This window comes from Streptomyces sp. SID486 (assembly GCF_009865385.1).
GTDB lineage: Bacteria > Actinomycetota > Actinomycetes > Streptomycetales > Streptomycetaceae > Streptomyces.
In genome coordinates this window covers 1-9110 of sequence record NZ_WWJT01000491.1, presented here as the reverse complement: position 1 = coordinate 9110, position 9110 = coordinate 1, and the positions used below count along the sequence as shown (strand labels likewise).

The following is a 9110-nucleotide window of genomic DNA, read 5'->3' as shown; positions in this document are numbered from 1 at the left end:
CCGTCGCCGCGTCCGCCGCACCCGCCGCGTCGGCCGACGACCACCACGACCACACCGCGCCCGGTTCCTTCGACGAGGTCTACAAGGGCCGCCGAATACAGGGCGGCCCGGCGACGGGCGGCGGTCACCACCACGAACACGGCGGCGGGTACGCGGTGTTCGTCGACGGCGTGCAGCTGCACGTGATGCAGAACGCCGACGGCACCTGGATCAGCGTCGTCAGCCACTACGACCCGGTGGCGACCCCGCGCGCCGCAGCGCGCGCCGCGGTGGACGAGCTGCAGGGCGCGGCGCTGCTGCCGTTCCCCGCCAACTGACCGCAACCACCGAGACTTCCGGAGCACCGCGCACCATGACCGTACGCAAGAACCAGGCCACCCTGACCGCCGACGAGAAGCGGCGGTTCGTCAACGCCGTCCTCGAACTGAAGCGCAACGGGCGCTACGACGAGTTCGTCCGCACGCACAACGAGTTCATCATGTCGGACACCGACAGCGGCGAGCGGACCGGCCACCGCTCCCCCTCCTTCCTGCCCTGGCACCGCAGATTCCTGCTCGACTTCGAAGCGGCGCTGCAGTCGGTGGACTCCTCCGTCGCGCTGCCCTACTGGGACTGGAGCACCGACCGCACGGTGCGTGCCTCGCTGTGGGCGCCGGACTTCCTCGGCGGCACCGGGCGCAGCTCCGACGGCCGGGTGATGGACGGCCCGTTCGCCGGGTCCGCGGGCAACTGGCCGGTCTCCGTGCGCGTGGACGGCCGTACGTTCCTGCGCCGCTCGCTCGGCACCGGCGTGCGCGAGCTGCCGACGCGCGCCGAGGTGGACTCGGTGCTGGCGATGGCGACGTACGACATGGCGCCGTACAACAGCGCCTCGGACGGCTTCCGCAACCACCTCGAGGGCTGGCGCGGGGTCAACCTGCACAACCGGGTGCACGTCTGGGTCGGCGGGCAGATGGCCACCGGCGTGTCCCCCAACGACCCGGTGTTCTGGCTGCACCACGCCTTCGTCGACAAGCTGTGGGCGGAGTGGCAGCGCCGGCACCCGGGCGCCGCCTACGTGCCGACCGGTGGCACACCCGACGTCGTCGACATCGACGACACGATGAAGCCGTGGAACAACGTGCGCCCGGCCGACCTGCTCGACCACACCAAGTACTACACGTTCGACGTCTGATCAGACATCGGCGGTACGGCACTCCGGATGGCCCCAGCCCTGCGCGTTCTTGGCGATCTTCTCGCCGGCCGCGTAGGAGCGGCCGCACAGGCACCGGCCGGGGAACTTCGCCTTGATGGTGCGGGCGGACGCGGTGCCGCCGGTGCGGGATGCGGCGGTGCCGCCGGCACGGGGCGCCTTCCGGCGGGGCGCCCCGGCCGTCTTCGGGGTGTCCGGCGACGGCGGGGGCTCCGCCGAGCCGAGCGCGCTGCCGGCCGGCTCCTGGACGGTGGCCGCCTGGCTGGCCGCGCGGTCGGCGAAGTCGTTCAGCGGGTCGCCGTCGACCTGGTGCGCGGGAACGTAGCGGAACTCCACCGACCGGCCGTCGAGGAGTTCGTCGATGCGGACCACCAGGTCCTGGTTGGCGACGGGCTTGCCGGCGGCCGTCTTCCAGCCGTTGCGCTTCCAGCCGGGCAGCCAGGTGGTGACGGCCTTCATCGCGTACTGGGAGTCCATCCGGATCTCCAGCGGCACGTCCGGGCCGACGGCCGTGAGCAGCCGCTCCAGGGCCGTCAGTTCGGCGACGTTGTTGGTGGCCCGGCCGAGCGGGCCCGCCTCCCATCGGGCGGGGGTCCGCTCGTCGTCGTCCGAGACCACCCACGCCCATCCGGCCGGGCCGGGGTTTCCCTTCGAAGCCCCGTCGCACGCGGCCACCACACGTTCACGCATGCGCTCGATCATGCCATGACCGCCGGACGGGCCGTTCCAGGGCCGGTCATACGTCCTTGCTCGTCACGCATCCTTGGTGATCGTCACGCGTGCTTGATCGTCACGCGTCCTTGATCGTCACACGTCCTTGATGGTGGGCATGTCGCCCTCGGTGGTGGCGATGTCGATCACCGAGAAGTTCGCGCCCTGCGGGTCGCCGAGCGCGGCGAACCGGCCGAAGGGGCTGCTCATCGGCCCGAAGCGGAGGACACCGCCGAGCTTGGTCGCCCGGTCCACGGCCGCGTCGCAGTCGTCGACGGTGAAGTAGACGTTGACGTAGGACGGCACCTCGGGCGGGAAGTCGTCGGTCATCCGCATCCGGCCGAGGACCGTGTCCTCGCCGACGTCGAACATCCGGAAGTCCACCGCGTCGTCCTCGATCTCCTTCATCCGGTACGGGAAGACGGCGGACAGGAACGCGTCCGTCTGCCCGGGCTCACGGGTGAACACCTCGGCCCAGCAGTAGGCGCCGGGGGTCGCCGTCGTCTCGAAGCCCTCGTGCGTGCCCGCCTGCCACACCCCGAACACGGCTCCGCCGGGCTCCCGGGCCAGGCACATCGTCCCGAACTCGCCGACCCGCATCGGCTCCATGAGCACCTCGCCGCCGTGCTGCCGGATCCGCTGCGCGGTGGCGGCCGCGTCCGGCGAGGCCAGGTACAGACACCACTGCGACTGGCCCTCCTGTCCGGGCATCGGCGGGACGAGGGCCGCCACGGCCTTGCCGTCCACATGGGCCTGGGTGTAATTGCCGTACTCCGACGACGACGCGCCGAAGGTCCAGCCGAGGACGTCACCGTAGAACCTCTTCGCCCCCTCGACGTCGCTGAACATCGCATCGGCCCAACAGGGCGTTCCCTCGGGTTGCACAGCCATGGTCGAAAGCCCTCTCGCTCCTCCGGTTCGTCCCGCTTCATCACGCTATCCACCCCGCGGTCCGCCCGCGCGTCGAATGCCGGGCGCCGAAAACCCGGGCGCCCCAGGGGCACGGAGGTGAAACACCGGCGCACGATCACCCCACCCTCCCCAGAACACCCTCAACGGGATGTTTACACGACACAGTGATCACAACCGCCCCCTTCGCGCTGTACCCGGACATCCAGGGGTGCTGTTTGGCTGGTCCGAGCGCACCGGCGCCCCGCGCACCGCCGACCGATCCGCACCACCCCTGTCCGCCTCTTTGCAGGAGGGAATGTGTCCACTCCGGACATCGCCACCGGCCCCGCAGTCGACGAACCCGACTCCGGGCCCACGGCAGCAGCCCCGCTCACCAGCCTGGGCACCCGGGCGGCCCGCCAGCTCACCACCACCACCAAGTCCGAACCGCAGATGCAGGCCATCACCTCACGGTGGCTGCTGAAGACCCTGCCGTGGGTCGACGTCAAGGGCGGCGCCTACCGGGTCAACCGGCGACTGCAGCTGCGCACCGGTCGCGGGCGCGTGAGCTTCGAGCAGAACGGCGCCGACGACGTCCGGGTCGTCCCCGAGACCCTGACCGAGCTGCCGATCCTGCGCGGCTACTCGGACATGGACGTGCTGCGGGAGATCGCCGGCCGCTTCCGGTCCCGGCAGGTGCGCCCCGGCCAGGTGCTGTTCGAGGCGGGACAGCCGGTCACCGAGGCGTACCTCGTGGCCCACGGCCGGTTCACCCGTTACACGGAGGGCAAGTACGGCGACGAGGAGATCGTCGGTGTCGTGTCGGGCGGCGACCAGCTGGGCGACGAGGCGGTCGGGCAGTCGGACCCGCTGTGGCTGACCTCCGTCCGGGCGGAGACGGCCGGTGTGGTGCTGGCACTGCCCTGGGCGGTCGTGGAGGAGTTCACCGAGCGGGCGCCCTCCCTCGCCGCCCACCTGGAGGCGTACGTCGAGCGGCAGCGCCGGCCGACGAACCGCAAGGGCGAGGCGGAGGTGCCCGTACAGGCCGGCCACGTGGGCGAGCCGACCCTGCGGGGCGGCTTCGTCGACTACGAACTCGCGCCCCGCGAGTACGAGTTGTCGCTCACCCAGACCGTGCTGCGGGTGCACACCCGGGTGGCCGACCTCTACAACGACCCGATGGACCAGACCGCCCAGCAGCTCAGGCTCACGGTCGAGGAGATCCGCGAGCGCCAGGAGTGGGAGCTGGTCAACAACCGGGAGTTCGGGCTCCTGCACAACGTCGACTACAGCCAGCGGATCAGTACCTTCACCGGGCCGCCGACACCGGACGACATGGACGAGCTGCTGGCGATGCGGCGCAAGACGAAGGTGTTCCTGGCCCATCCGAAGGCGATCGCGGCCTTCTTCCGGCAGTGCAACCGGCGGGGCCTGATGCCCGGCACCGCGAGCCTGGACGGTCACGAGGTGCCCGCCTGGCGGGGTGTGCCGATCTTCCCGTGCAGCAAGATCCCGATCACCGAGAACCACACCAGCAGCATCATCGCGCTGCGCACCGGCGAGGCCGACCAGGGCGTGATCGGGCTCTACCAGACCGGCATCCCCGAGGAGTACCAGCCGGGTCTGAACGTCCGGTTCATGGGCATCGACGGGGCCGCGATCACGAAATACCTCGTCACGGCCTACTACTCGCTGGCCATCCTCGTGCCCGACGCGGCCGGGATCCTGGAGAACGTCCAGCTCGGCCGGACCGCCGAGTGACGGCCCGGAGCACATCATGAGCGCATCGACACACACCTACCGGCTGCCCGGACCCCCCGACGTCGCCCGGAGCATGCGCCGGGACCGGCGCACCGGGACCATTCCCGGGCTGCGCCACCAGCCGGCCGCCCCCGCCGACCCGCAGAAGGCCGCCGAGATCGACCGCCGGCTGGAGACCTGGGCCCGCGGGCTGGACCTGTTCCCCGAGGCGTGGAAGGGGGACTTCTCCGGCTTCCAGTTCGGCCGGGCCGTCGTCCTGCAGCATCCTGGCGCCCTCGACCTGGACCGGCTGACGATCGCCGGCGAACTGCTGCTCGCCGAGAACGTCGTCGACTCCTGCTACTGCGAGGAGGACGAGGGCCGGGGCGGCGCGCGCCGCGGTCTCGGCGGCCGGCTGATCATGGCGCAGTCGGCGATCGACCCCTACCACGGTGTCCCGGAGCTGGAGGAGGAGTGGCGCGAGGGCGTACGGGCGGACGGTCCGCTGCGCTCGTACCACTTCGCCCTGGCCGACTACGCCACCTTCGCCACCCCCAGCCAGACCGGCCGGTTCGTGCACGACATCGCCCGGCTGCACATGGGATACCTGGCGGAGGCCGCCTGGGCCGAGACCCGGTACGTGCCCCGGGTGTGGGAGTACCTGGTGATGCGGCAGTTCAACAACTTCCGGCCCTGCCTGTCGATCGTCGACGCGGTGGACGGCTACGAACTGCCCGAGCAGGTTTACGCCCGGCCCGAGATCCAGCGGATCACGGCCCTCGCCTGCAACGCCACCACCATCGTCAACGACCTGTACTCCTTCACCAAGGAGCTGGCCAGCGACCCGACCCACCTCAACCTGCCCCAGGTGGTCGCCGCGAACGACCGCTGCGGGCTGAAGGCCGCCTATCTGAAGTCGGTCGAGATCCACAACCGGATCATGGATGCCTTCGAGGAGGAGTCCGCCCTCCTCTCCGCGGCCTCCCCCCTCGTGGAGCGCTACGCCCGGGGGCTCGCCGCCTGGGTGTCCGGCAACCACGAGTGGCACGCCACCAACAGCCACCGCTACCACCTTCCCGACTACTGGTAACCGCACCGCTTCCACGGAACGAAACACCGCCCCATGCGCCATGAGGAGTCACCGTTGACGACCGTGCCCGTCGCCCGGACCGCAGCTGTTCCCGTACCGGCCCAGTCCACTTACCAGAGCCGCGTCGCCGACTACTGGAACGCCGAGGAAAACCCGGTCAACCTCGAACTGGGCAAGATCGACGACCTCTACCACCACCACTACGGCATCGGGGCGGCCGACCGCTCGGTGCTCGACGAACCCGATGCGGACCTGCGCCGGGAACGCATCACCACCGAACTGCACCGGCTCGAGCACGCCCAGGCCGAACTGCTGGCCTCCCACCTCGGTCCGCTCTCCCCCGCCGACCGGGTCTTCGACGCCGGCTGCGGACGCGGCGGCGGCAGCGTCGTGGCGAACCTGCGGTACGGCTGCCACGCGGACGGTGTCACCCTCTCGACGAAGCAGGCGGACTTCGCCAACGAGCAGGCCCGCGCGCGCGGCATCGACGACAAGGTGCGCTACCACCACCGCAACATGCTCGACACCGGGTTCGAGACCGGCGCGTACGCGGCGTCCTGGAACAACGAGTCGACCATGTACGTCGAGCTGGAGCTGCTGTTCGCCGAGCACGCGCGGCTGCTGCGCCGCGGCGGGCGGTACGTGGTGATCACCGGCTGCTACAACGACACCTACGGGCAGGCGTCCCGCGAGGTCTCCCTGATCAACGCGCACTACATCTGCGACATCCACCCGCGGTCGGCGTACTTCCGGGCGATGGCCCGCAACCGGCTGGTGCCGGTCCACGTGGAGGACCTGACGCAGGCCACCATCCCGTACTGGGAGCTGCGCAAGGAGGCGGACCACCTGGTCACGGGCATCGAGGACACCTTCCTGTCCGCGTACCGCAACGGCAGCTTCCAGTACCTGCTCATCGTGGCCGACCGGGTCTGATCCCGGCGGCATCACGCCGACCGCGACGGCGGTGAGGGCGCCGGGCCACGGGGGCGTCTCCGGCGAGTGCCCCCGGCGGGCGTGCGTGCGCCGCGCGGGGCGGGCCCCCGGTCACTCGCCGGCGTACGCACGCTCCAGCGCGGCGGCGTCCAGCTTGCCCATGCCCATCATGGCGCGGGTGGCACGGGCGGCCTTCTCCGGGTCGGGATCGGCGATCATGTCCTCCAGCGGGGCGTAGACGACCTGCCAGGAGACGCCGTACCTGTCCTTGAGCCACCCGCAGGGGCCGCCCTCGCCGCCGTTCTCGGTGAGCTTCGTCCAGTAGTGGTCGATCTCCTGCTGGTCGGAGCAGGGGATCTGGAAGGAGACCGCCTCGTTGAACCGGAACTCGGGACCGCCGTTGAGCGCGACGAACTTCTGGCCGTTGGCGGTGAACTCCACCGTCAGCACGGAACCGGCCGGGCCGGGCCCGGACTCGGGCCACCGGACGACGCGTCCCACGCTGGAGTTCTTGAAGAGCGACACGTAGTAGTGCGCGGCCTCCTCCGCCTGGCCGTCGAACCAGAGACACGTGGTGAATCCGTCGGTGGTCATGTGCGCCTCCCGGGGCGTGGAACGGGGCGTGGAACACGGTCATGTGTGTCGACCCCACCCGGGCGCGAAACTCATCGGCTTCCGCCCCACGACATCCGAACGGGTGACACGGTCCTGCGCCTAGCATCCTGATCATGACTTCCACGGCCGACGACAGCATCCGCCCGTTCCGCCTCTCGGTACCGCAGAGCGACCTCGACGACCTCCACGACCGACTGGACCGCACCCGCTGGCCCGCCGAGCTGCCCGGTGCCGGCTGGGAGTACGGCGTACCGGCCGGCTACCTGCGGGAGCTGGTCTCCTACTGGCGGCACGAGTACGACTGGCGGGCCGCGGAGGCACGGCTGAACGCGTGGCCGCAGTTCACCACCGTGATCGACGGCGCCCGTGTCCACTTCGCACACCTGCGCTCGCCCGAACCGGACGCCACGCCGCTCCTGCTGACCCACGGCTGGCCGGGCTCCCTCGTGGAGTTCTGGGACGTGGCCGGACCGCTCGCCGACCCCGCGGCACACGGCGGGGATCCGGCGGACGCCTTCCACGTCGTCGTACCGACCATCCCGGGGTTCGGGCTGTCGGGGCCCACCACCGAGTCCGGCTGGGAGGCCGGCCGGGTCGCCGGCGCCTGGGCGGAGCTGATGCGCCGGCTCGGCTACGACCGGTTCGGCGCCCAGGGCGGCGACTGGGGCGCGGCGATCTCCAGGGAGCTGGGCCGCGTCCACTCCGACCGGGTCATCGGCGTCCACCTCAACCTGCTGCCCGGCGGGCAGCAGGCCACCGAGCCGACCGCCGAGGAGCTGGCCGCGCTCGGGCCGGAGGAGCGGGAGCGGACGCAGCGGTCGTGGCGCGCCTGGGACGAGTGGTCGCGGGAGGGCACCGGGTACGCCGTCCTGCAGTCGACCCGGCCGCACACCCTCGGCTACGCCCTGACGGACTCGCCCGTCGGCCAGCTCGCCTGGATCGTGGAGAAGTTCCGGGAGTGGAGCGACTGCGGGGAGCTGCCGGAGGAGGCCGTCGACCGGGACCGGCTGCTGACCAACGTCATGCTGTACTGGCTGACGGGCACGGCCGCCTCGTCCGCGCGGATCTACTACGAGCGGGCGCACGCCCCCGGCCGCGGCGCCCGCCCGGCCGAGCCGTCGACCGCGCCGACCGGGCTCGCCCTCTTTCCGGCCGAGCCCCAGATCGTGCTGCGGCACAAGGCCGAGCGCACCGAGCACCTGGTGCGCTGGACGGAGTTCGACCGCGGCGGCCACTTCGCGGCCATGGAGGAACCGGACCTGCTGGTCGCCGACGTCCGGGCGTTCTTCCGGCAGCTGCGGGAGGGGTGACCGGCCGTTCGGGTCGGGTGACCGGCCGTTCAGGTCGGGTGACCGGCCGTTCGCGTCGGATGGGACCGGCCGCCGTATGAGTGGGGTGACCGGCCGTTCGAGTGGAGTGACCGGCTGTTTTGCGCCAGTGCGTGCGGACGCGTGCATGCGCGGCGTCACCGGGGGTACCCGGGCCGCGAGCGTTCCGACGGGCATACCTCGCCGAATAGCGGGTACCCGGAGGGACGCTATATGCACAGGAACTCGGACACTGAGGCCGTAGAGGCACACGTCGTACCGTGACTTCGTGGGGAGAGGCAATGAACACCGCCGTCGGGATCCGGTCGGAAGCAGAGGTCGTCGATCAGACCGAGCAGGACAGGACGGGCGAGGTATCACTGCCTGGCATCGCGGACCCGGCGTCGGTCGCCCCGCGTGACGCGCGCGAGCTGTCGCGCCAGTTCTTCCGCCGGCTGGCCGAGCTGGAGGAGGGCACGCACGAGTACCAGTACGCGCGCAACACCCTCATCGAGATGAACATGTCGCTGGTACGGTTCGCGGCCGGCCGGTTCCGGGGCCGCGGCGACGACATGGAGGACATCGTCCAGACCGGCATGATCGGCCTGATCAAGGCGATCGACCGGTTCGA

10 protein-coding genes are annotated in these 9110 nt (G+C 71.0%); 7 read left to right on the top strand and 3 right to left on the bottom strand.

All coding sequences use genetic code 11. The features are described 5' to 3' along the window. A partial coding sequence (locus tag GT045_RS23125; protein WP_161335305.1) for a tyrosinase cofactor occupies nucleotides 1-317 on the top strand: 317 nt, incomplete at its 5' end. Nucleotides 318-352: 35 nt separating this feature from the next. Beyond that, a complete protein-coding gene (locus tag GT045_RS23120) occupies nucleotides 353-1174 on the top strand; it encodes a tyrosinase family protein (protein ID WP_161288488.1) in 822 nt (273 codons plus the stop codon). Here the strand turns inward: GT045_RS23120 and GT045_RS23115 are convergent, their stop codons facing one another. Then, a complete protein-coding gene (locus tag GT045_RS23115) occupies nucleotides 1175-1894 on the bottom strand; it encodes a ribonuclease H (RefSeq protein ID WP_161335304.1) in 720 nt (239 codons plus the stop codon). It abuts the gene before it with no gap. A 105-nt stretch (nucleotides 1895-1999) separates the two neighbouring features. After that, complete coding sequence (locus GT045_RS23110) at nucleotides 2000-2794, bottom strand: VOC family protein (RefSeq protein WP_161291597.1); 795 nt, start codon at nucleotides 2792-2794, stop codon at nucleotides 2000-2002. Between the two features lie 318 nt (nucleotides 2795-3112). Here GT045_RS23110 and GT045_RS23105 point away from each other — a divergent pair, with 318 nt between their 5' ends. The 3 genes from GT045_RS23105 to GT045_RS23095 are packed head-to-tail and all read left to right on the top strand — an operon-like array spanning nucleotide 3113 to nucleotide 6557. After that, entirely contained in the window at nucleotides 3113-4555 is a 1443-nt protein-coding gene (locus GT045_RS23105) for a family 2B encapsulin nanocompartment shell protein (RefSeq protein ID WP_161335303.1), read from the top strand. A 16-nt stretch (nucleotides 4556-4571) separates the two neighbouring features. Then, complete coding sequence (locus GT045_RS23100) at nucleotides 4572-5624, top strand: family 2 encapsulin nanocompartment cargo protein terpene cyclase (RefSeq protein WP_161335302.1); 1053 nt, start codon at nucleotides 4572-4574, stop codon at nucleotides 5622-5624. A 54-nt stretch (nucleotides 5625-5678) separates the two neighbouring features. Further along, complete coding sequence (locus tag GT045_RS23095; protein ID WP_161291592.1) at nucleotides 5679-6557, top strand: geranyl diphosphate 2-C-methyltransferase; 879 nt, start codon at nucleotides 5679-5681, stop codon at nucleotides 6555-6557. A gap of 111 nt (nucleotides 6558-6668) precedes the next feature. On the opposite strand, the gene GT045_RS23090 is transcribed toward GT045_RS23095, so the two are convergent. After that, on the bottom strand, nucleotides 6669-7151 hold the full coding sequence (locus GT045_RS23090; RefSeq protein WP_161291588.1) for a VOC family protein: 483 nt from the start codon (nucleotides 7149-7151) through the stop codon (nucleotides 6669-6671). Between the two features lie 134 nt (nucleotides 7152-7285). Here GT045_RS23090 and GT045_RS23085 point away from each other — a divergent pair, with 134 nt between their 5' ends. Both GT045_RS23085 and GT045_RS23080 read left to right on the top strand, forming a co-directional pair. Next, complete coding sequence (locus GT045_RS23085) at nucleotides 7286-8482, top strand: epoxide hydrolase (RefSeq protein ID WP_161335301.1); 1197 nt, start codon at nucleotides 7286-7288, stop codon at nucleotides 8480-8482. Nucleotides 8483-8781: 299 nt separating this feature from the next. Then, the coding region (locus GT045_RS23080) for a sigma factor (RefSeq protein WP_272926882.1) at nucleotides 8782-9110 on the top strand (329 nt) is incomplete at its 3' end.